Below are 20,732 nucleotides of genomic sequence, written 5' to 3'. Positions count from 1 at the left end.
CGCATTGCGCTCAGACGCCTGCGTTCTCGCCTGTCATAGCGGGGCGAAGCGTGGAGGGTGAGACGTGGCTCATGAGCGGCGGATACCCGAGTTCCTGCGTCATGCGCCGGCGCCGGGAATCAGGGGGTTCGCGATTCTCGCGGCGATCGAGGCGACCGCGCGCGGCGTGATGATCTCGGTCTATCCGCTGGCGATGTATCAGGCGCTCGGTGACGCGGAGCGAGTCTCAGAGGTCTATTTCTTCATCGGAGTCGCCTCGCTTTTCGCTTCGCTCGCGGTGCCGACGCTGGCGCGGCTGATCTCGCGGCGCTGGACCTTCACCCTCGGCGCCCTCCTGATGGCGGGCGGGGCGCTGACCGCATCGCAGGGCGGGCCGATCCTGACGCCGCTCGGGCTTTGCATGACGAATATAGCGGTGGTCTGCGTCTTCATCTGCTTCAACGCCTATGTGCTCGACTATGTCGAGCGGGCGGAGTTGAGTTCTTCGGAGACGTTGCGGCTCTTCTACAGCGGTCTCGCCTGGACGCTGGGGCCGATCACCGGGGTCTGGCTGATGGCGCTGGCGCCGGAGGCGCCGTTCTACGTCGCCGCCTCCGCCGCGTTGACGCTGCTCGGCGTATTCTGGTGGATGCGGCTCGGCGACGGCAAGCTGATCTCGGCGGCGCGCCGCCGTCGTCCGCCGAGCCCACTTCGCTATCTGCCGCGCTTCTTCGCGCAGCCGCGCCTGGTCGCCGGTTGGCTTTTCGCGGTGATCCGCTCGGTCGGCTGGTGGGCTTATGTGGTCTACATGCCGATCTTCGTGGTCGAGGCGGGCTATGCGCGCGAGGTCGGCGCCGGTTTCGTTTCACTGACCAACGCCTGCCTTTTCCTCACCCCGTTCATGCTCCGCTGGATGCGTCGGCGCTCGGTCCGGGTCGCGGTCCGGGTCGGGTTTTTCGGCTCCGCGCTCTGCTTTTCCGGCGCTTCGCTCGCGGCCATCGGCGCGCCCATGGCGACCATCGGGCTGCTGGCGGCGGGCGCGGTCTTTCTGATCCTGCTCGATGTCTCCGGCGGGCTGCCGTTTCTGATGGCCGTGCGCCCGCATGAGCGCACGGAGATGTCGGTGATCTACTCCAGCTATCGCGACGTCTCCGGCATCCTGACGCCGGGTGCGGTGCGGCTGGTCCTGACGGTTGCGCCGCTCGCCGGGGTCTTCGCGGTGACGGCGGCGGCGCTTGTCTTCGGCTGGGCGCTTGCCGGGCGGCTCCATCCGCGGCTCGGGGCGCGGCGGTCGCGGCGCCTCGGGCCGCAAAACCCGCGAGCGCTTGCCTGAGGCTTGCGACAGGGGACAAAACCGCCGACTGTCTGCGTGCAAGACTGGCGGGAGGATCCCCTGATGAAACCACGGGAGACGATGGGCAGGGATGAAAGCGCAGAAAGCGCGCTCCGTTGACCATCGTCTATGTCGACGCCGACGCCTGTCCGGTAAAGGCGGAGGCGCTGCGCGTCGCCGAGCGGCACAAGGTCAGGGTGATCTACGTCTCGGATGGCGGGATCAGGCCCAACCCGCACCCGCTGGCCGAGGTCGTGGTGGTGACGCAGGGCGCGGACGCCGCCGACGACTGGATCGCGGAACGGATCGAGCCGGGCGATATCTGCGTCACCGGCGACATTCCTCTCGCGCATCGCTGCGTCACGGCGGGCGCGCGGGCGATGAAGCATGACGGCGCGCTCTTCACCAAGGCCAATATCGGCGAGGCGCTGGCGATGCGTGATCTGATGACCGATCTGCGCGCCGCCAATCCGCTGCGTCAGGGCGGCGGCGGGCGGCCCTTTTCCAAAGCCGACCGCTCCAGGTTTCTGGAGGCGCTGGAGCGCGAGCTTCGCCGGCGCTGAAACTCCACAACGCTGAGCAACGCGATGACGACGGCGCCGGTCGCGGCCCCAAGGCGCAGCGTCGCTTCAAGTCCGGTGATTTCCGCCGCCGCGCCCATGGTCAGAGCGCCGAGCGAGGCCGAGCCGATGCCGACCATGACCCAGAGGCTCATGACCCGGCCGCGATGCGCGTCGTCGACGGTGATTTGGACGACCGATTGCATGGTGACGCCTGTGAGCGTGCTGCAAAAGCCGATCACCGCGACGATGGCGAGCGCCGCCCACCATCCCGGCGTCGTGCTGAGGAGCGCGACGCCGAGAAGCCCACCAAAGAGCGCGATGAAGGTTCTGAGCGGGGGCTCCGCCGCTTCGCCCGGCGCTGGGGATTTCACCGCGTCCCCGCTGGAAAGCCAGAACGCGCCGCTGAACGCGCCGAGACCGGCGGCGGCCATCAACTCGCCCAGGCCCGTCGCGCCGCGCGCGAAGACGCCGTCGGCGATCACCGGCATCAGCTCCAGCATGCCGCGCACGACGATGGCGAAGACGGCGGTGAGCGCCAGCGCGGAGCGTATGGATCGCCGCCGCCAGGCGTAGGCTGCGCCCTCGCCGAGCGCCGCCGCGATCCGGACGGGCGCCGCGTAGTTGGCGGTGCTCGGCCGGATCTCGACCGAGACGAGTGAAAAGAACATCGGCACCAGCAGCGCCGCCACGGCCGCCTGCGCCGCCGCGGCGCCGAAATGGGCGATCGCGTAACCGCCCGCCGCCGGGCCGATCAGCCGCGCCAGGTTGAAATTGAGCGCCGAGATCGCGATGGCGTTGCCGAGCGCCGCGCGTGGCGCGAGCCGGGGAACCAGCGCCATGCGGACCGGGTTCTGTGCGCTCGTCGTGACGCCCTGCGTGACCGCCAGCAAGGCGAGGATCGTGAGCGTCAGCGCACCGGTCGCCAGCGCCGCGAAGAGAAGCAACGAGACCGAGATCAGCGCGAGCTGCACGCTGATCGCCGCGCGGCGAAGATCAGCCCGGTCGGCCATGACGCCGAAGACTGGACCGGAGATGAATGTCGGCGCGAAGCTCAGGAACGCGATCACCCCCACCCAGCCGGAGGAGCCCGAAAGCTCCCAGGCGAGCCAGCCGAAGATCGTGCGCTGCGCCCACGCGCCCTGCTGCGAAAAGAAATTGCCGGCCATGAACAACCGGAATGCAGGATCCTGAAGCGCTGGAGGAAGACGCATGGGGTCTCCGATACGATGCGCTGCGCTCAGCGTCCAGCGTGGCGGGTCACTCGATGGGCGGGCGGAACGAGCAAACCCGCCGCGCGAGGGCCAATCTCCTTGGCGATGGAGCCAATTCCGGGGTGACGCTAGGGAGCCTTGCGTGGCGTGCAAGGCGGGATTGCCTTTGCACATGTTGAGGTTTTCGCTGCGCTGCACCATCTGCTGCACAGCAACAACAAGACTGAAGCAGGAGCCAATCATGGCCTATATAACAGACACCAACGCGGCCGCCACTCACCGCGGCGAAAGCGCGCTCGTGGCCGCCCTGACCCGCCTCGTCGCCCGTTTCAACGCCTGGCGCTCCTATCGCGCCACGTATCGGGCGCTCAGCGCGCTTAGCGACGCGGAGCTTAACGATATCGGCCTGACCCGCGGTGAAATCGCCCGCGTTTCGCGCGACGCGATCTGACCCGGGGGGTTAAGGAGGCGGCGCCACAGGGCGGGCCGGCGCCCCGCCCTTTCGCAATTCCGGCCCGCCGTCGGACCCCGGAACGCCGCGGCGTGACGTGAACGCGGCGACGCTTCACGCGCGCCGCCCCATGCCCACAGGCGTCTGCGTGCAGACGCTGGCTGCTCTCAGAACGGAATTTCGTCCGCGGCGGTGACGAAGCTGGCGACAACCCGTTTCTCGCCGGCCTTCTCGAACGCGACGGTCAGCTTGTCGCCCTCCACTTCGGTGACGGCGCCGTAACCGAACTTCTGATGAAAGACGCGGTCACCCGGCCCGTGCGCCACCTCGGCGTCCACAACTGCCGTGCGGGCCTCCGTCGGGGAGCGGAGCGAGCGCCGACCGGCCCGCGCCTGCATGCGCGCCCAGCCGGGGGAGTTGTAGGCCGAGGCCTCCGCCGCCCGCGCCTCCAGCACCGAGCCTTGCGGGACGCTCGCCGCCGCGCCGTAGACCCCGCCATAGAGGCCCGGCGCCGTCAGCACCTCGACATGGTCTCTCGGCAACTCGTCGATGAAGCGTGACGGCAGCGCGCTCTGCCATTGATTGTACATGCGCCGGTTGGCGGCGAAACTGACGGTCAGGTGTTTTCGCGCGCGCGTGAGGCCGACATAGGCGAGGCGGCGCTCCTCCTCCAGCCCGCGTTTGCCGCTCTCGTCCATCGAGCGCTGTGAGGGGAAAAGCCCATCCTCCCACCCGGGCAGGAAGACGCAATCGAACTCCAGTCCCTTGGCGGCGTGATAGGTCATGATTGAGACTTTGGGGACCGAGTCCTCCTGTTCGTTCTCCATCACCAGGGAGACATGCTCCAGAAACCCCTGAAGGTTCTCGAACTCCTCCAGCGCCTTCACCAGTTCCTTGACGTTCTCCAGCCGCCCCGGCGCGTCCGGCGTCTTTTCCTTGCGCCAGTGATCGAGATAGCCGAAATCCTCCAATATCTGCATCGCGCCTTCGACATGGTCGAAATCCGTCGCGCCGGCGCGTTCGATCCATGTATCGAAAAGCGTCACCACCTTGTCGAGCGAGTTGCGCGCGGCGGCGCTCACCCGCTTTTCGGCGATGGCGATCCGCGCGCCTTCCAGCAAGTTGACGCCGTTCTCCCGCGCCGTCCGGTTGATCTCCTGCTGCGCCTTGTCGCCGAGACCGCGCTTCGGCGTGTTGACGATCCGCTCGAACGCCAGCCCGTCATCGGGCGAGGCGACCACGCGCAAATACGCCATCGCGTCGCGCACCTCCATGCGCTCGTAGAAGCGCGGCCCGCCGATGACGCGATAGGGCAGACCGATGGCGAGGAAGCGGTCCTCGAACGCCCTCATCTGAAAGGAGGCCCGGACCAGCACCGCCATTTCGTCCGGCGAAACCGGGTCGCGCCCGCGCGCGCCCCGCTCGAAACTCTCGATCTCCTCGCCGATCCAGCGCGCCTCCTCGTCGCCGTCCCAGACCCCCATCAGCCGCAGGCGCTCACCCTCGTTCTCCTGCGTCCAGAGGGTCTTGCCCAGCCGGTCCTCGTTGGCGGCGATCAGCGCAGAAGCGGCGGCGAGGATATGTGATGTGGAACGGTAGTTCTGCTCCAGCCGGATCACCTTCGCGCCGGGAAAATCCGTTTCGAATTTCAGGATGTTGCCAACCTCGGCCCCGCGCCAGCCATAGATCGACTGGTCGTCATCGCCGACGCAGCAGATGTTCTGATGCGCTTTCGCCAGCAGCCGCAGCCAGAGATACTGCGCCACGTTCGTGTCCTGATATTCGTCCACCAGGATGTAGCGGAACCAGCGCTGATAGCGCTCCAGAACATCCGGGTTCTCCTGGAATATCCGCACGACATGCAGCAGAAGATCGCCGAAATCGCAGGCGTTCAGCACCTTTAGCCGCTCCTGATAGCGCGCGTAGAGCGCCGGGCCTTCGCCGCCATAGGCGCGGGCGTCAGCGGCCGGAATGCGTTCGGGCGTCACCGCGCGGTTCTTCCAGCGGTCGATAACGGCGGCGAGCTGGCGCGCCGGCCAGCGTTTCTCGTCGATATTCGCGTCCCGGATGAGCTGTTTCATCAACCGGATCTGGTCGTCCGTGTCGAGAATGGTGAAATTGGACTTCAGTCCGGCGAGTTCGGCGTGTCGGCGGAGAATCCTGACGCAGAGCGAATGGAAGGTGCCGAGCCACGGCATCCCCTCGATCGCCCCGCCGATCAGCCCGCCGATTCGGACCTTCATTTCGCGTGCCGCCTTGTTGGTGAAGGTGACGGCGAGAATCTCGTTCGGCTTCGCGCGGCCGGTCGACAGCAGATGTGCGATCCGGCAGGTCAGCGCGCGGGTCTTGCCAGTGCCGGCCCCGGCGAGCATCAGGACCGGGCCGTCCAGCGCCTCCACCGCCTCGCGCTGCGGCGGGTTCAACCCGTCGAGATAAGGCGCGGGAACACCCGCGCGGGCGAGTTCGGAAAGCCGCGTCGGCGGCTCCCAATCGTCGAAGGCGTCATCGAAGAGGGGGTCGTTCATGCGCGGGACGTTAACCCGGAACAACATGCGAGGGAAAGTGCTGTTCCTGAAATGTTCGATCCGCTCCGGGGCTTTTCGTCGGCGCGAAGCGCGCTATATGCTGAGATGAGAAAAAAGGGGATCGCCGATGTTCAGCATGTTCAAGAAAGCCGACCTGCCCGCGCCGGGCGAGGCGCTCCGCGGCCGCGAGACGCCGATACCGACTGCCGACGCGCATTTCGTCAACGGCCGGCCGCTGAAGGAGATTCCGGCGAATCTGGAGAAGGCGATCTTTGGCATGGGCTGCTTCTGGGGCGTCGAGCGGATGTTCTGGGACCTGCAGGGCGTCTGGGTCACCGCTGCCGGCTACGCCGGCGGCGAGACGCCGAATCCGACCTATCAGGAGGTGTGCAGCGGCGCGACCGGGCATACCGAAGCGGTGCTGGTCGCGTTCGACCCGTCGGTCATCGATTATGAGACGCTGTTGCGGACGTTCTGGGAAGGGCACGACCCGACCCAGGGCATGCGGCAGGGCAATGATGTCGGCTCGCAATATCGCTCCGCGATCTACACGTTCTCACCCGAGCAGAAGGCGGCGGCGGAAGCGGCGCGCACGGCCTTCCAGGCGCGTCTCGCGGAGCGCGGCTACGGCCCGATCACCACCGAGATCGCGGAGGCGCAGGAGTTTTACTACGCTGAAGACTACCATCAGCAATATCTGGCGCGGAATCCGGGCGGCTATTGCGGCGTCGCCGGCACCGGCGTGACCTGCCCTGTGGGAACGAATGTCTGAGCGCGAAGCGCGTCAGCGGACGAGCACCGCGTAGCTGGTTTCGTTCATGTCCGGAAGCCCGACGAACTCGCTGAAGAGCGTCGCGCTGCTGAGGTCCCGGTTCAGGCAGTTCTCGGTTCCGTTCGGGCAGCGCGCGCGCGGCGGCTGCAACAGGAACATCTTCACGAATCCGGCGACCTCCGCGCGTCTGGCGGGGACGCCGGCCTCCGTCTCGACCCGCGCCGCGCCGCAGTTCACCACTGTCGCGTCGAAGACGCGGCGCTCCAGTGCGCGGTCGATCGGGTCCGATACGGGATTGTAGGTGTAATTTGAGTAGGCCGGTTCGACATCGAACGCGTCGATCTCGCCATCGCCGTTCACATCCTCGCGCACGCCGTTCTCATCATAGGCGGGTTTCGTCTGAATCTGCGCGATGTTCTCGTCGGGCGGGCCGAGCCGCGTGTCGAGCGAGCCGTCCTCGCCGGTCAGCGTGAGCGTCTGTCCCGGCTCGACGGCGGTCGTGGGCGCGGTGGTGAAGGCCTCGCGGGCGTGGAGCCAGTCCTCGCGCCCTGTCCGGTAGGCTTGATAGAAGCTCGTCATGTCTTCCGGCGGCGTCTGAAGGTCGCGTTGGTAGAGCAACGGGAAATTCGCGATGAAAAACTGCGCGACTGCGGAATGCGTCGTCGGGTTCGAGATGTAGTCGATCGTTTCGCCGGCGGACGTGGTCGCGCAATTCGTCGTGGCGCCGGTGCGCAGGCAGGGATTCAGCAGCAGATCATAGCTCTCGTAATCGACTCCGCGCGGATAGTTCAGTCGCGAAGATTCCGGAACGCCGAGCGCGGCGTTGACGCGGGTCCTCAATTCATCCCGGACGCGGCCCTTCATGATGTTGAGATCGGGCTGAAAAAGCGGCGACTGGTCGCGCAGCACATGCGCGGTTCCCGCGTCGAAGAGCGAGACGCCGGCTTCGTCGACCGCCTGACTATGGTCGCCATCCGCATCACGGTCCCAATAAAGGACATCGGATATCGGCGCGTCCCAGAGGTCGAAAGCGGTCCCGAGCGCGGTCGCGATCTCTTCCGGTGGGGCGGGAACGAAGGCGACCTCGTCGCCGACGCAGAACTCATGCTCGCGGGCGGAGGCGAGCATGCAGATCGCGTAGGCGGTGGCGGCTTCGGCCTCGGACATCGCCGGGTTCGCGCCCGGCATTGTCTGCGGATCCGCGCAGATGCGCGCCACCGCCGCCGGCGCTTCGAGCGAGAGCCGCCGGGCGAGGGCGTTCGGCGCGCTCAACGCGCCCTCGGCCGGGGTCAGCCCGTCGGCGACATGGCGGAATTGCCGGCCCGTCGCCCCCGGCCCGCTCATTTCCGACTGGAACGATGCCCCGGGATCGTCTTCCCACGGGTTGCAGATCACCAGGTTGGAGAGCGCGCCGCAGGAAAGCCGTTTGCGCCGCGCCGCTGCGATGGTCCTGAGGACGCTTTTTTCGCGCACGGCGTCGCTTCCAGCTGAATTTATAAGTCGCATCAGCGTGTTGCGAACTGACCGTTCCTCCGCCACCGCGACGACGTACCGGGCCTGGGTGGACGCGGCGGCGATGTCGCCCCCGGCGGCGCCCCCATTGGCGAATGCGGTGTAGACGAGGTTGGGCCCGGCGATATCGCCGGCGAGATCGTATTGCGGGCGCGAGCCGCCGGCGTCCGGAACATCGTCGGAAAGATCGGAGAGGAAGAAGAGATGCGAGATACGGAACTGGTCGCTCGTCCCATCGCTGAACAGCGCGCCCTTCGGAATCACTGCGCCGCCGCCTGGGCCGAACACCGCCGCGATCGCGCGGTCGATCGAATCGATGTCGAGGTCGAGTTCGGCGGCGGCCGAAAGCGCCGCCTGATCGGTGAACGCCTGCATCCGCGAATGCTCAGAATAGACCCGGCCGAAATCCAGCACCATGCCGGACGCGCCAAAGAGCAGGATGGAGAAAATCACGACCTGCGTCGCCATCGACGCGGTATTGTCACGCAGGAAACGCAGCCAGGTCGTCAGGTCCGCCACGCCGACACCTCGAATGCATGTTAAGCGTCCGAGCGCCTATATCAGCCCGTCTCCCGGGGGGGAAGCCGCGCGAGGGGTGAAGCGAGGTCGTTTACAGGTGTCCCGGCGGCCGCCCGCGGTCTATGAAGCGGATGCGCCGCACGGCGTTTTCGGGAAGGGCTGGCGCCATGACCACATACAGCGCGATCACCACGCTCAAGGGCGTCGCTGCGGCGGAGGCGATGACCGTGGCCGCGGAGGGAATGGATCCGGCTCCCTACGGCGTCGGCTATCTGGAGATCGAGGACGGTTCCGGCCTTTTCGAGGTCGCGGCCTATTTCACCGAGCGGCCTGATCCCGGTCAGCTTGCGCTTTGCGCGGCGGCGTTCGGGGCGCGGGCCTTCACGCTCTCCGAAATCGGCGAACGCGACTGGGTCAGCGAAGTGCAGCGCGAACTGACGCCGGTCGTTGCTGGGCGCTTTCTGGTGCACGGCAGCCATGATCGCGGCGCGGCGAAGCGCGCCCGCCATCCGCTGGAGATCGAGGCGGCGATGGCTTTCGGCACCGGTCATCACGGCACCACGCGCGGCTGCCTGATGGCGCTGCATCTGCTGGCGAAATCCGGCTTTCGGCCTCGCCGGATCGCCGATATCGGCGCCGGCACGGCGGTGCTGGCGATGGCCGCGGCCTCGGTTTGGAAGCGCCGCTGCCTCGCCTCCGATATCGACGAGGTGGCGGTGGCGACGGCGCGGGCGAACGCGCGGGCGAACCGGCTTGGCCCGCTGATCGCGACGGCGCGCGCCGCAGGCTTCGCCGCCCCGCGTGTGCGCGCCGACGCCCCCTACGATCTGATCCTCGCGAACATTCTCGCCAATCCGCTGAAACGGATGGCGGGGGCGATGCGGGCGCATCTGGCGCCGGGCGGGGTGATCGTGCTTTCGGGGATCCTGAACGAACAGCGCGCAGGCGTCGAAGCGGTGTATCGCGCGCATGGTTTCGCGAGGATCCGGATCGGCCGGGACGGCGACTGGTCGACGCTTGTCTTGCAGGGCTGACGCGTGGAGGGGCCGCCCCGGCGGGGCCGGTCCCTCCGGCGAACTACGATCGGTTCAGACGCGGCGGCTGGCGATCCGTCGGCAGAACTCGTTGAGGTCCTGATCGCCGAGGCCGATGTCGCGAAGCTGGCTTTGGGAGAGTTTGCTGAGTTCGCGATAGGTGCGATCCGCGACGAACTTCGCGCGGAACGCGCGGGCGGCGCGCTCGACAGACTGGACGACGGAGGAGATCGTGACGGCGCCGAACGGCGCGCTGCGGGTGTTGATTTCGAATGCGGCCATGGTCACGGTTCCAAAAGGGCGCTCGCGGCGCCTCAGGTTGATCGTTGAGGCGGCATCTAGCTACCCTGAATCCCTTGCGCAAATGCTTGCCGATCATGCCCGTCATGCGCGGTGCTCATAGGTCGCGCGGCGCTGTCGCGAGCCGGGTTCCGAGCGTCGGTTTCGGCCTTTTCCCTGTCCTCCGTTCACGCTTCGTGCTATCGGCGATAAACTGGTGGTGAAAAAGAGTCGTCGAATGCGAATTATCGGAATCGACCCCGGGTTGCGGCGTACCGGTTGGGGCGTGATCGAAAGGCGGGAGGGCGGGCGCCTGAGCCATGTCGCGAGCGGCGTCGTTGCGACTCAGGCGGGCGACCTCGCGCCCCGGCTGGCGGTGCTTGCGGCCGGGCTCCGGGCGGTGCTGGCCGCGCATGCGCCGCAGATCGCTTCCGTCGAGAAGACATTCGTGAACCGCGACCCGGCCGGGGCGCTGAAACTCGGCCATGCGCGTGCGATCGCGCTCCTGGTTCCGGCGGAGGCGGGCCTGTCGGTCTTCGAATACGCCCCCAACGAAGTGAAGAAGACCGTGGTCGGCGTCGGCCACGCCGAGAAGGCGCAGGTCGCCCATATGGTGAAGATCCTGCTGCCCGGCGCCGCGCCCGGCGGCGCCGACGCCGCCGATGCGCTCGCCATCGCCATCTGTCATGCGCAGCACGCGGGCTTCGCCGGGCTGAGGGTCGGGGCGTGATCGGCCGTATCACCGGCCGCGTCGATTATGTCGCCGCCGATCACGCGCTGATCGAGACAGGCGGCGTCGGTTACGAACTCTGGTGCTCGGCGCGCACGCTCGCGGCGCTGCCGCCACCGGGCGAGGTTGCGGCGCTCTACACCACCCTCCTGGTGCGCGAGGATCTCCTGCAGCTTTTCGGCTTTCTGACGCGTGAGGAGCGAGAATGGCACCGGCTTCTCACGTCGGTGCAGGGCGTCGGCGCGAAGGTCGGGTTGGCGATCCTCGGCGCGCTCGGGCCGGAAGGGGCGGGCCAAGCCATCGCGCTCGGCGACGCGGCGGCGGTGAAGACGGCGCCTGGCGTCGGCCCGAAGCTCGCGCAGCGCATCGTGATGGAGTTGAAAGGAAAAGTCCCGGCGATGATGGCGCTCGGCGGTCGAACTGCGCCCGGAGCCGCGCAGGTGAAGCCCGCCGCCGGCCAGAGCGAAGGCGCGGCGCGAATCCGGGCCGACGCGCTCTCCGCGCTCGTCAATCTCGGCTATCAGGAGGGCGAGGCCGCCGCCGCCATCGCCACCGTCGAGGCGGCGCTCGCGCCCGACGCCCCGGCCTTGAGCGACGCCGCGCTGATCCGCGCCACGCTGAAGACGCTTTCCCGATGAGCGGGCCTTTGCGCATGGACGCGCTTTTCGCTAGGGCCTGAGCGATGACCGAACCCGACCCGACGCTCCGCCCCGCGCCGCTGACCGAGGATGCGCCGACGAACGCGCTCCGGCCGCGCACCCTCGACGAGTTCGTCGGTCAGCGCGCCGCCCGCGCCAATCTGGAGGTTTTCGCCCGTTCCGCGCGCCAGCGCGGAGAGGCGATGGATCATCTCCTGTTCTATGGCCCGCCCGGCCTCGGAAAGACCACGCTCGCGCAGATCATGGCGCGCGAGCTTGGCGTCGGCTTCCGCATGACTTCCGGCCCGGTGATCGCCCGCGCCGGCGACCTCGCCGCGATCCTGACCAATCTGGAGGCGCGGGACGTGCTTTTCATCGACGAGATTCACCGCCTCAACCCGGCCGTCGAGGAGGTGCTCTATCCGGCGATGGAGGATTTCGAACTGGATCTGGTGATCGGCGAAGGGCCGGCGGCGCGCACCGTGCGGATCGAGTTGCAGCCCTTCACCCTGATCGGCGCCACCACCCGGCTCGGCCTGCTGACCACCCCGCTCCGCGACCGGTTCGGCATTCCGACAAGGCTCGAATTCTATGACGAGGCCGAGCTGATCCAGATCGTCGAGCGCGGCGCGAAACTCCTGAAAGCCCCGGCCACCCCCGACGGCGCGCGCGAAATCGCCCGACGCTCGCGCGGCACCCCCCGCGTCGCCGGAAGGCTTCTACGCCGGGTGATCGATTTCGCGCTGATCGAGGGCGACGGGCGGGTCGACCGCGACATCGCCGACATGGCGCTCACAAGGCTCGGCGTCGACGGGCTCGGTCTCGACGGGGCCGATCTGCGCTACCTGACCATCATCGCGGAGAATTACGGCGGCGGCCCGGTCGGCGTGGAGACCATCGCCGCCGCGATGGCCGAGGTGCGCGACGCCATCGAGGATGTGATCGAGCCTTTCCTGCTGCAGCAGGGCCTCATCCAGCGCACCCCGCGCGGCCGGATGCTGGCGGCGAAAGGCTGGAGCCATCTCGGCCTCACCGCCCCCCGCGCGCCGGGCGTGAGCGATCTCTTCGAGGACGGCTGATGACCGAGCCGCGCAAACTCGCCGATTTCGGGGGTCTGACCCCGGCCGAACAAAAGGTGCTCGACGAGCTTGATAGCGGCGCGATCACGCGGTTGGGGGACGGCAAGCGGCCGGAGGCCGACGCCGGACCGGACCGGCGCATCCGCCCCGCATTCTTGCGCTGGTGCGCGCTCGGCGCCGGGGAGGGGCGCCGGGTGCACGAATCCGGGGTGCGTATTCGCGGCGCGCTGATCGCGAATGACGCTGCGGCGGGCCGGACGGGCTGGAAGACGCGTCTTGATCTCGAAGGCTGCGCGCTGGACCATGACCTCGGGCTGTATGCGTGCCGTTTCGTCGTAGCGCCGCTGCTGAGAAGCGCCTCGCTTCAGAATCTCTTTCTCAACGACTCGGCGCTGCCTGGGTTTTCCGCCGACAGGCTTCGCGCGACGGGCGGTGTTTTCCTGAGAAAAGTCGAAACGACGGGGGAGGTGCGGCTCTCCGGCGCGGCGCTCGGCGGCGATCTGTCGCTTCCCGGCGCGAAGCTGTCGAACAAGGCCGGCGCGGCCCTGTTCGCCGACCGTCTGCAGGCGAAGGGCGGTATTTTCCTTAGGGACGCGGAATCGGTGGGGGAGATGCGTCTCCTTGGCGTAAAGATCGGCGGCAACCTTGAATGCTCGAACGCGAAGCTGTCGAACGCGACGGGCGCGGCGCTCTCGGCGGACAGGTTGGACGCGAAGGGCGGTGTGTTCTTGAGAAAGGTCGAAGCTGAGGGAGAGGTGCGCCTCCCCGGAGTGGAGCTTGGCGGCGATATTGATTGCGCGGGTGCGCAGCTTTCGAATCCGGGCAAGAAGGCGCTCAATCTGGGCGGCGCCAATGTAACTGGCGTCTTCTTTCTCCGCCGGGCGGCGACGATTGAAGGCGCCCTCGATCTGACCGCGGCGCGACTCGGCGCCATCGATGACGATCCGTCCTGCTGGCCGGCGTCGCGTGAATTGTTGCTGAATCGGTGCCGCTACGGCGCCTTCACCGGCGTCGGGGTCGATGCGACGTCGCGCATCCGTTGGCTGAGACTGCAGGATGCGACGCGCTACGGCAAGGATTTCTGGCCTCAGCCTTGGGAGCACTGCGCGAAGGTGCTGCGCGAGATGGGTCATGCCGAAGACGCCCGCGCGGTTCTGATCGAAAAGGAACGCTTGCAGCGCGCCGACCGGCGGAGGAGGATCGGGACCGGCTGGCGGCGCTGGACGACGCGCTTCATCGACCTGCTTCTGGACCAGACTGTACGCTTCGGTCATCAACCTCTGCGCGCCTTTCTCTGGCTTTTTCTGCTTCTGGGCCTTGGCGCCGCTATCTTCCTCGCCGCATGGCGTGTCGACGCGATGAAGCCGAACAACGCCTTCGTCCTCCGCGCGCCGGAGTGGGTCGGATGCGCCGAAACCGCGCCGCCCTGGACCTATAGGGGCGGGCAGGGAAGCAGATCGCAGCTCGATTGCTTTCTTCGCCAACCCGAGGCGCAGGGCTTCCCCGAGTTCAACGCGCTGATTTATGCGGCGGACGTGCTTTTCCCGCTGGTCGATATCGAACAGCAGAGCTACTGGACGCCGAACGAGGATATGACGGTCGGCGCGATTGCGAAGGTCGTGGTGTATCTCAACATCATCCTTGGTTGGGCGCTTTCGCTGCTGGCGGTCGCCGGATTCTCCGGGCTGGTGAAATCGGACTGAGGGGTCAGATGAACGAGGATATCGAACGCATCCGCAGGCTTTTCGGTGGGGGCGATGCGGGGGGCTTCAAGTTCGCCCGCTGGGGCGGCCCGATCGCTCCGACGGTGATCGGGCTGGACGAGGGCGGCGCACGGCTTTTTGGCGAGGCGATCAGACTGGTGGCCGGAATCGCCGGCCGGGAGGTTGAGGATATCGATCCGGAAATGGGCGCGAATTTCCTTGTCTACGTGATGCAGGATTGGGCCCACGCCGCGCGGGCGCCGAACCTGCCGAATTTCCTACCCGATCTGCCGGCGCTGATCGAGCGTCTGACCGCCGCAAACGCCAATCGCTATCGGGTCTTCGCCTTCGACGATCAGGGCGCGATCCGGGCCGCGATCACGCTCTTGCGCTATGATGAGCAGATGCGCGCCGCGCCGGTCGATTACATCGCGCTGACCGAGGCCGCGCTCGGCATGTTGGTCTATGACGAGGCGGGGGTCGCGGAGGATCGCCCGGTGGTGATGGCGCGCTTCGACGAGGATGAGCCGCGCGCGATGCTCTCGCCCTGGCACGCGCAGCTTCTGCGCGCGGCCTATGATCCGCGCATACCGGCGGGCTCGAAGGACCCATCGCTCGCGCTTCGTCTCGCGGCGCGGATCGCGGTTGCGGCGGAGGACGGCGACGGCGATGACGCATGAGGCCGAGTTCCGCATCCACTATGAAGACACCGACATGGCCGGCGTGGTCTATTACGCCAATTATCTGAAATTCATCGAGCGCGCGCGCTCCGACGCGCTCCGCGAAGCCGGTGTCGATCAGCGCGCGATGCGCGAATCCGGGCTGGTGTTCGTGGTGACGCGGGTCGAGGCGGATTATCTCTCGCCCGCGCGCTATGATGACGTGATCCGGGTGGAGACGACGCTGAAGGAGCTGCGCGGCGCCTCCGCCACGCTCCGGCAGGCGGTCTTTCGCGAGAAGACGCCGCTTTTCCGCTCCGTCGTGCGCTTCGCCTGCATGGGGCTGGAGGGGCGACCGCTGCGGATGCCGGCGGCGGCGCGCGCTGCGCTCGAAGCGCTCTGAGCGTCCCGCCGCGCGGGCTCCTCACGCGCTTCTGTCGGTCCGTTTCACTTCGCAGACGCCACATTGACGAAACCCGCCAAAAACCTCATCTTCGCACCAGAATTCTGGCAAGATTTTCTTCCAGTCGGCCGTTAAGACGCCGCATGAGACGGCGAGAGCGAGGCGAGCATATGGAGACCGAAGCGATTGCGGCAGCCGGTTCGGCGGCCGCCAATCTCGATTTTTCACTGGCCGCGCTGTTCCTGCGCGCCACATTCGTCGTCCAGATCGTGATGGTGGTGCTTTTGCTCGCGTCATTCTGGTCATGGGCGATCATCATCGACAAGCTGATTGCCTTTCGCCGTCAGCGCCGCGATGCGGGGATGTTCGAGGACGCGTTCTGGTCCGGCCAGCCGCTTGATCAGCTTTTTGAGCGGCTCGGCGGCGCGCCGCGATCGGCGCTGGAGCGGATATTCCTCGCCGGGATGAGCGAATGGCGGAAATCCTTCACCTCTGGCGGCGGCGTGGCCCCCGGCGCGCAGCAGCGCATCGACCGCGCGCTCTCCGTCGCCATCGCGCGCGAGGAGGAGTCGACCGCCGCGCGGCTCGGCTTTCTCGCCACGGTGGGCTCGATTTCGCCCTTTGTCGGGCTTTTCGGCACGGTCTGGGGCATCAAGACCGCGTTCGAGGAGATCGCGATCCAGCAGAACACCAATCTCGCCACAGTCGCGCCCGGCATCGCCGAGGCGTTGGTGGCGACCGCGCTCGGCCTTCTGGCGGCCATTCCTGCGGTGATATTCTACAACAAGCTCAGCGGCGATGCCGAGCGCCTCTCCGGCTCGATGGAGAATTTCGCCGATGAGTTCGGCGTGATCCTGTCGCGCCAGATCGATCGAAAGCCGGACTGATGGGCGCCAGCCTCTCTCCTTCCTCGGGCGGGCGGGGACGCGGACGGCGACGGCGTGCGCTCCGGCCGATGTCGGAGATCAATGTCACGCCCTTTGTTGACGTGATGCTGGTCCTGCTCATCATCTTCATGGTCGCCGCTCCACTCCTGACAGTCGGCGTGCCGCTGAAGTTGCCGGAGACCGACGCGCAGCCGCTCCCGGTGGAGCAGGAGGCGCCGCTGACGGTCAACCTCGCGGCTGACGGCAAGATTTATCTCCAGAAAACGCCGATGGATTACGCCGAGTTCGCGCTCCGCCTGCCGGCGATCGCGGAGGAGCGTCAGGACGGCCAGGTCTATTTGCGCGCTGACGCGGGCCTCGCCTACGGCGCGGTCGCGCAGGTGATGGGCGCGCTGAACGCGGCCGGCTTCACTTCCATCGCGCTGGTCACCGACGCCGCGGTTCCGGCGCCGCCGGCGGAGAACTGAGATGAAACTCGGCGCGGGCGTCTCCGGCGGCGCGCATCTGGCGCTGATCGCGATGGCGATCCTATCCGGTGCGCTCTTTTCCGACGGGACGGAACGGCCGGTGAGCATCGCCGAGGTGACGCTAATGAGCGGCGCGGAGTTCGAGGCGGCGCAATCCGCCGCGCCAGAATTCAACGCCAATTTGCCCGCCGCGCCGGAGGCCCCGAATCCCGGCGACGAGCGCGCTGATGTGAAGGTGACCGAGGAGGACGCCGCGCCGACGACTCAGGCCGAACCCGCGCCGGACGTGGCGCCGACGCGCGGCGAGGTGGTCGAGGCGCCGCCCGAGGAGGCGCCGAGCGCCGCGATCGCCGATGTCGGCGCGCAACCCGCCGGCCCGCCCGCGCCGGAAGCGGACACTCTTGTCGCGGCCTCCGATTCCGCGCCGGAGATCGCACCGGTCGCCGAGACGCCGATCGCGCCCGCCCCGGCGCCGCGTCCCGCCGCGCCGCAGGTCGAGGCGACGACGCCAGAGCCGCCAGCGGCCGAGTCCCTGCCTGTCGAAGCGGCGGAGCAGGAGCCCGCGCCGACGCCCGAGCCGGAGGCGCAACCCGAGCCGGAGCCGAAGGTCGCCGAAGCCTCGCCGACGCCGGTTGAGGAGACGGAGCCTGAAAAGTTGAACGACCCGGATATTCCGGCGCCGAAGTTGAGCCCGCCGCCGCCGACCAAACCGCGCGACATCGCCGAGGCGAAAAAGGCCGAGCGGCTGGCGCGCGAGGCCAGACCGCCGGAGGAGACGGGCGCGAAGAAAGCGGCGGAGGCCCCCTCGGGCGGCGGGACGACGCAGACCGTCGGTCAGTTGTCCTTCCGCGACCGCGATGCGCTCCGCGTCGGCATCAAGAGCTATTTCAACCCGCCGCCCGGCGGCGCCAATCCGGAGCAGCTTCGCGTCAAGCTCCGGATCGAGGTGAGCGAAGCGGGAAAGATCATCGCCGGCCCGGAAGTGCTGGAGCCGTCAGGTCGATTGGACGCGCAGCATGAGGCGCTGAAGCGCGCCGGCGTGCGGGCGCTCAAGCAATCGGAGCTGGCTGGCGTCTTCGCCAGGCTGCCAAAGGATCGATACGCGCGCTGGCGCGTTATGAACGTCATTTTCACGCCCAGGGAGATCCAGTTCCTATGAACCGAATCATCGCCGCTCTCAGCATCATTGCGCTCTCCGTTTTCGGCGCGCAGGCGCAGTCCAGTGACGACGGCGCGCTGGAGATCACCGTTGCGGGGGGCGAATTCAAGCCCATCTCGCTCGCCGCGCCAGGTTTCTTCGCCGCGCCGGGCGACGCCACGGATCTCGCCGCGCAGATTCGCGATGTTGCGCTGGCCGATCTTGCGGGCTCGGGTCTCTTTCGCGTCATTCCGCCCGAAGCTTACATTCAGCAGCTTCAGGATTTCGACGCCGAGCCGCAATACGCCGACTGGCAGGCGATCAACGCCGACGCCCTTGTGACCGGCAACGCGAATATCGAGCCCGACGGCCGGATTCGCGTTCAGTTCCGGCTTTTCGACAGTTTTGCCGCCGGCCAGGTCGAGGGGCTTCAGTTCTTCAGCGATCCGGCGGATTTCCGGCGCATCGGCCACAAGATCGCCGACGCGATCTACACGCGGCTGACCGGCGAAGGCCCATATTTCGACAGCCGCATCGTCTATGTCCACGAGAGCGGGACCAAGGGCAAACGCGTCAAGCGGCTGGCGATCATGGATCAGGACGGCGCCAATAACCGCTTCCTGACCGATGGGCGGCAATTGGTCGTGACGCCGCGTGTCTCGCCCGATGATCAGGAGGTGGTCTATATCTCCTTCGAACGGGGCGAGCCGCAGATTTTCCTGATGAACCTTGCGACGGGACAGCAGGAGGTCTTGGGAAACTTCCCCGGCATGAGCTTCGCGCCGCGCTTCTCGCCCGACGGGCGGCAGGTGCTGATGTCGCTCACCAAGGGCGCCAACACTGATATCTACGTCATGGATCTGGCTTCGCGCAGGCTTCGGCAGCTGACCGACTCGCCCGCGATCGAGACCGCGCCGTCTTATTCCCCCGATGGCTCGCAGATCGTGTTCGAAAGCGATCGCGGCGGCGGACAGCAGATCTATGTGATGAGCGCCTCGGGCGGGCCGGCGACGCGGATCAGTTTTGGGCAGGGCCGCTACGGCACGCCAGTCTGGTCGCCGCGCGGCGATCTCATTGCCTTCACGAAGTCCGGCGGCGGCCAGTTCGCGGTCGGCGTCATGCGCACCGACGGCTCGGACGAGCGGATCCTTGACTCGAGCTTTCTTTCCGAAGGGCCGACATGGGCGCCGAACGGCCGTGTTCTGGCTTTTTTTCGTGAAAGCGCGGGCGCGAACGGGGCTGCGAGCCTCTGGAGCGTGGACATCACCGGCCGGAACCTGAAAAGGTTGGCGGCGCCGGGGGCTGGTTCGGATCCGGCCTGGTCGCCGATCCTGCCGTGAGCAGGCGGCTAGGTCGGGCCGGAATGAAGAGAGGCATGGGACGGCATGCGCCGATCCTGACAGGCGGAGAATGAGAATGATCAACAAACTGACGACGACGATCGCCTTCGGCGCGGCGCTGATGCTGGCGGCGTGCACCGGCGAGCCGCCGGATGCGGAGGCGCCGGCGCCGGGCGGCGCGCCGACATCGACGCTGGATCCGGCATCGGTAGCCTATTTCCAGCAGACCGTAGGCGACCGCGTGTTCTTCGAGACCGACAGCACGCGGCTGACCCAGGCCGGCCAGCAGACGCTGATCCGGCAGGCTGAGTGGCTGGCGCAGAACCCGGGCGTGAACGCGGTGATCGAGGGCCATGCCGACGAGCGCGGCACCCGCGAATACAACCTCGCTCTCGGCGCCCGCCGGGCGGAGGCGGCGCGCTCTTATCTCGCGGCGCAGGGTGTGGCGGCGAGCCGGCTCAGCACCATCTCCTACGGCAAGGAGAGGCCGGAGGCGCTCTGCTCCGCCGAAAGCTGCTGGAGCGAGAACCGCCGCGCGGTCACCGTGATCGCAGGTGCGCCGACAAGCTGAACAAGAAGCGGCGCGGCGGCGCATCCGCCGCGCCGCGACGAATGAAGCGCAAGGAGGGTTCGTGATGCGGTGGACGATGCGGCTCGGAGCGCGGCATGGAGCGAGGACGGGCGTTTGCGCCGCGCTTGCAGGCGTTCTCGCGGCGGGCGCGTTCGGCGGCGTCGCGGCGGCGCAGGGCGTCGATCGCTACGAATTCCAACAGGTGCGAGAACAGCTCCAGGCGCTAGAAGGCGACGTATCTCAGCTTCGCGGCGCGATCGGCGGCGGCGCCGCCTCCAGCAGGCTCGACGCGGTCGAGGACGAGATGAAGCGCATCATCGGCCAGGTCGAGCGGCTCGAACACGCGCAGCGTCAGCATGAGGCGGCGGTGAAGCAGAAGCTGACCGATCTGGAATACCGGATCATCGAACTCGAAGGCGGCGATCCGAGCATTCTCTTCGAGAGCCAGGAGCAGCCCGCCCCCGTGCCGCAGACTCAGCAGCAAACCGGCCAGGCCGCCCCGGAGCCGAAGGGGGGAACCCTCGGCGTTATCACCTCATCCGCGCCTGTCGCGGGCGACGAGCGCGCGGCCCTGGAGGCCGGCGCCGAAGCCGCGCGTCAGCACCGCACGGCCGAGGCGAAACAGCTTCTCGAAGCGTTTCTCACCGACTATCCCGGCAGCCCGCTGACTGGCGACGCGCATTACTGGCTCGGTGAGGCGTATTACAGCGATGGCGCCTATCAGACCGCCGCGCAGCGCTATCTCGATGGCGCGACGCTCAACCCCGGCTCACCGCTGGCGCCTGAAAGCCTGCTGAAACTGGGCGTCACGCTCGGCCTTCTCGGCAAGACCGATGTCGCCTGCTCGACCCTCCGTGAGGTGCGCGGACGTTATCCACAGGAGACTGAAGTCGCCAAGCGCGCGGCGGACGAGGCGCGCCGGATCGGCTGCGGCTGAGC

21 protein-coding genes are annotated in these 20,732 nt (G+C 67.6%); 17 read left to right on the top strand and 4 right to left on the bottom strand.

Annotated features, from left to right (window positions below; all coding sequences use genetic code 11):
• Positions 1-64: 64 nt before the first annotated feature.
• Together G5B40_RS07545 and G5B40_RS07540 are read left to right on the top strand one after the other, a co-directional pair.
• Positions 65-1,312, top strand: a complete 1,248-nt coding sequence (locus G5B40_RS07545) for an MFS transporter (RefSeq protein ID WP_165097056.1) — start codon at positions 65-67, stop codon at positions 1,310-1,312.
• 116 nt (positions 1,313-1,428) lie between these two features.
• Entirely contained in the window at positions 1,429-1,875 is a 447-nt protein-coding gene (locus G5B40_RS07540) for a YaiI/YqxD family protein (protein WP_165097053.1), read from the top strand.
• Here G5B40_RS07540 and G5B40_RS07535 read toward each other — a convergent pair.
• A complete protein-coding gene (locus G5B40_RS07535) occupies positions 1,791-3,086 on the bottom strand; it encodes an MFS transporter (RefSeq protein WP_165097050.1) in 1,296 nt (431 codons plus the stop codon). The two genes, G5B40_RS07540 and G5B40_RS07535, sit on opposite strands and share 85 nt — an antisense overlap.
• Positions 3,087-3,327: 241 nt before the next feature.
• Between G5B40_RS07535 and G5B40_RS07530 the strand changes: the two genes are divergently transcribed.
• Positions 3,328-3,537, top strand: coding sequence for a DUF1127 domain-containing protein (locus G5B40_RS07530; protein ID WP_165097047.1), 210 nt, complete (start codon positions 3,328-3,330; stop codon positions 3,535-3,537).
• Between the two features lie 167 nt (positions 3,538-3,704).
• Here the strand turns inward: G5B40_RS07530 and G5B40_RS07525 are convergent, their stop codons facing one another.
• A complete protein-coding gene (locus G5B40_RS07525) occupies positions 3,705-6,062 on the bottom strand; it encodes an ATP-dependent helicase (protein ID WP_165097045.1) in 2,358 nt (785 codons plus the stop codon).
• A gap of 127 nt (positions 6,063-6,189) precedes the next feature.
• Between G5B40_RS07525 and msrA the strand changes: the two genes are divergently transcribed.
• Positions 6,190-6,834, top strand: coding sequence for a peptide-methionine (S)-S-oxide reductase MsrA (gene msrA / locus G5B40_RS07520; RefSeq protein WP_165097042.1), 645 nt, complete (start codon positions 6,190-6,192; stop codon positions 6,832-6,834).
• A 12-nt stretch (positions 6,835-6,846) separates the two neighbouring features.
• On the opposite strand, the gene G5B40_RS07515 is transcribed toward msrA, so the two are convergent.
• The gene (locus G5B40_RS07515; protein WP_165097039.1) at positions 6,847-8,865 is read right to left on the bottom strand and encodes a TadE/TadG family type IV pilus assembly protein; all 2,019 of its coding nucleotides are present in this window, start codon (positions 8,863-8,865) and stop codon (positions 6,847-6,849) included.
• A gap of 167 nt (positions 8,866-9,032) precedes the next feature.
• Here G5B40_RS07515 and G5B40_RS07510 point away from each other — a divergent pair, with 167 nt between their 5' ends.
• Entirely contained in the window at positions 9,033-9,899 is an 867-nt protein-coding gene (locus G5B40_RS07510; RefSeq protein WP_165097036.1) for a 50S ribosomal protein L11 methyltransferase, read from the top strand.
• Between the two features lie 54 nt (positions 9,900-9,953).
• Here the strand turns inward: G5B40_RS07510 and G5B40_RS07505 are convergent, their stop codons facing one another.
• The gene (locus G5B40_RS07505; RefSeq protein ID WP_165097034.1) at positions 9,954-10,181 is read right to left on the bottom strand and encodes a YjiS-like domain-containing protein; all 228 of its coding nucleotides are present in this window, start codon (positions 10,179-10,181) and stop codon (positions 9,954-9,956) included.
• A 235-nt stretch (positions 10,182-10,416) separates the two neighbouring features.
• On the opposite strand from G5B40_RS07505, the gene ruvC reads away from it, so the two are divergent.
• The 12 genes from ruvC to ybgF all read left to right on the top strand — a co-directional run bounded on the left by ruvC (position 10,417) and on the right by ybgF (position 20,730).
• Positions 10,417-10,908, top strand: a complete 492-nt coding sequence (ruvC, locus tag G5B40_RS07500; RefSeq protein ID WP_165097031.1) for a crossover junction endodeoxyribonuclease RuvC — start codon at positions 10,417-10,419, stop codon at positions 10,906-10,908.
• A complete protein-coding gene (ruvA, locus tag G5B40_RS07495; RefSeq protein ID WP_165097028.1) occupies positions 10,905-11,546 on the top strand; it encodes a Holliday junction branch migration protein RuvA in 642 nt (213 codons plus the stop codon). The genes ruvC and ruvA overlap by 4 nt, the downstream gene beginning before the upstream one ends.
• A gap of 44 nt (positions 11,547-11,590) precedes the next feature.
• Complete coding sequence (ruvB, locus tag G5B40_RS07490; protein WP_165097026.1) at positions 11,591-12,625, top strand: Holliday junction branch migration DNA helicase RuvB; 1,035 nt, start codon at positions 11,591-11,593, stop codon at positions 12,623-12,625.
• Positions 12,625-14,328: a hypothetical protein gene (locus G5B40_RS07485; RefSeq protein WP_165097023.1), complete on the top strand. Its 1,704-nt coding sequence runs from the start codon at positions 12,625-12,627 to the stop codon at positions 14,326-14,328. The genes ruvB and G5B40_RS07485 overlap by 1 nt, the downstream gene beginning before the upstream one ends.
• A gap of 8 nt (positions 14,329-14,336) precedes the next feature.
• Positions 14,337-15,008: a hypothetical protein gene (locus G5B40_RS07480; protein WP_165097021.1), complete on the top strand. Its 672-nt coding sequence runs from the start codon at positions 14,337-14,339 to the stop codon at positions 15,006-15,008.
• Complete coding sequence (ybgC, locus tag G5B40_RS07475; RefSeq protein WP_165097017.1) at positions 14,998-15,390, top strand: tol-pal system-associated acyl-CoA thioesterase; 393 nt, start codon at positions 14,998-15,000, stop codon at positions 15,388-15,390. The genes G5B40_RS07480 and ybgC overlap by 11 nt, the downstream gene beginning before the upstream one ends.
• Before the next feature lie 170 nt (positions 15,391-15,560).
• The gene (gene tolQ / locus G5B40_RS07470; RefSeq protein WP_165097014.1) at positions 15,561-16,277 is read left to right on the top strand and encodes a protein TolQ; all 717 of its coding nucleotides are present in this window, start codon (positions 15,561-15,563) and stop codon (positions 16,275-16,277) included.
• Positions 16,277-16,744, top strand: coding sequence for an ExbD/TolR family protein (locus G5B40_RS07465; RefSeq protein ID WP_165097011.1), 468 nt, complete (start codon positions 16,277-16,279; stop codon positions 16,742-16,744). The genes tolQ and G5B40_RS07465 overlap by 1 nt, the downstream gene beginning before the upstream one ends.
• 1 nt (position 16,745) lies before the next feature.
• The gene (locus tag G5B40_RS07460; RefSeq protein ID WP_165097008.1) at positions 16,746-17,903 is read left to right on the top strand and encodes a hypothetical protein; all 1,158 of its coding nucleotides are present in this window, start codon (positions 16,746-16,748) and stop codon (positions 17,901-17,903) included.
• Positions 17,900-19,222 (top strand): Tol-Pal system beta propeller repeat protein TolB, encoded by a 1,323-nt coding sequence (gene tolB, locus G5B40_RS07455; protein WP_165097006.1) that lies wholly within the window; start codon positions 17,900-17,902, stop codon positions 19,220-19,222. The genes G5B40_RS07460 and tolB overlap by 4 nt, the downstream gene beginning before the upstream one ends.
• 76 nt (positions 19,223-19,298) lie before the next feature.
• A complete protein-coding gene (pal, locus tag G5B40_RS07450) occupies positions 19,299-19,793 on the top strand; it encodes a peptidoglycan-associated lipoprotein Pal (protein WP_246209751.1) in 495 nt (164 codons plus the stop codon).
• A gap of 64 nt (positions 19,794-19,857) precedes the next feature.
• Positions 19,858-20,730: a tol-pal system protein YbgF gene (gene ybgF, locus G5B40_RS07445; protein ID WP_165097001.1), complete on the top strand. Its 873-nt coding sequence runs from the start codon at positions 19,858-19,860 to the stop codon at positions 20,728-20,730.
• The last annotated feature ends 2 nt before the right edge of the window (positions 20,731-20,732 follow it).

This window comes from Pikeienuella piscinae (genome assembly GCF_011044155.1).
Taxonomy (GTDB): Bacteria; Pseudomonadota; Alphaproteobacteria; order Rhodobacterales; family Rhodobacteraceae; genus Pikeienuella; species Pikeienuella piscinae.
The sequence above is the reverse complement of the archived record's forward strand: the minus strand, read 5'-3'. Positions and strand labels throughout refer to the sequence as shown.

Bases quoted from the DNA above. Each gene is read 5' to 3' on its own strand.
- ybgC (WP_165097017.1), top strand. From the start codon at position 14,998: ATGACGCATGAGGCCGAGTTCCGCATCCACTATGAAGACACCGACATG.
- G5B40_RS07535 (WP_165097050.1), bottom strand. From the start codon at position 3,086: ATGCGTCTTCCTCCAGCGCTTCAGGATCCTGCATTCCGGTTGTTCATG.
- pal (WP_246209751.1), top strand. From the start codon at position 19,299: ATGATCAACAAACTGACGACGACGATCGCCTTCGGCGCGGCGCTGATG.
- G5B40_RS07480 (WP_165097021.1), top strand. From the start codon at position 14,337: ATGAACGAGGATATCGAACGCATCCGCAGGCTTTTCGGTGGGGGCGAT.
- ruvC (WP_165097031.1), top strand. From the start codon at position 10,417: ATGCGAATTATCGGAATCGACCCCGGGTTGCGGCGTACCGGTTGGGGC.
- G5B40_RS07485 (WP_165097023.1), top strand. From the start codon at position 12,625: ATGACCGAGCCGCGCAAACTCGCCGATTTCGGGGGTCTGACCCCGGCC.
- G5B40_RS07505 (WP_165097034.1), bottom strand. From the start codon at position 10,181: ATGGCCGCATTCGAAATCAACACCCGCAGCGCGCCGTTCGGCGCCGTC.
- ruvB (WP_165097026.1), top strand. From the start codon at position 11,591: ATGACCGAACCCGACCCGACGCTCCGCCCCGCGCCGCTGACCGAGGAT.
- G5B40_RS07510 (WP_165097036.1), top strand. From the start codon at position 9,033: ATGACCACATACAGCGCGATCACCACGCTCAAGGGCGTCGCTGCGGCG.
- tolB (WP_165097006.1), top strand. From the start codon at position 17,900: ATGAACCGAATCATCGCCGCTCTCAGCATCATTGCGCTCTCCGTTTTC.
- G5B40_RS07525 (WP_165097045.1), bottom strand. From the start codon at position 6,062: ATGAACGACCCCCTCTTCGATGACGCCTTCGACGATTGGGAGCCGCCG.
- G5B40_RS07465 (WP_165097011.1), top strand. From the start codon at position 16,277: ATGGGCGCCAGCCTCTCTCCTTCCTCGGGCGGGCGGGGACGCGGACGG.
- G5B40_RS07460 (WP_165097008.1), top strand. From the start codon at position 16,746: ATGAAACTCGGCGCGGGCGTCTCCGGCGGCGCGCATCTGGCGCTGATC.
- G5B40_RS07530 (WP_165097047.1), top strand. From the start codon at position 3,328: ATGGCCTATATAACAGACACCAACGCGGCCGCCACTCACCGCGGCGAA.
- ybgF (WP_165097001.1), top strand. From the start codon at position 19,858: ATGCGGTGGACGATGCGGCTCGGAGCGCGGCATGGAGCGAGGACGGGC.
- tolQ (WP_165097014.1), top strand. From the start codon at position 15,561: ATGGAGACCGAAGCGATTGCGGCAGCCGGTTCGGCGGCCGCCAATCTC.
- msrA (WP_165097042.1), top strand. From the start codon at position 6,190: ATGTTCAGCATGTTCAAGAAAGCCGACCTGCCCGCGCCGGGCGAGGCG.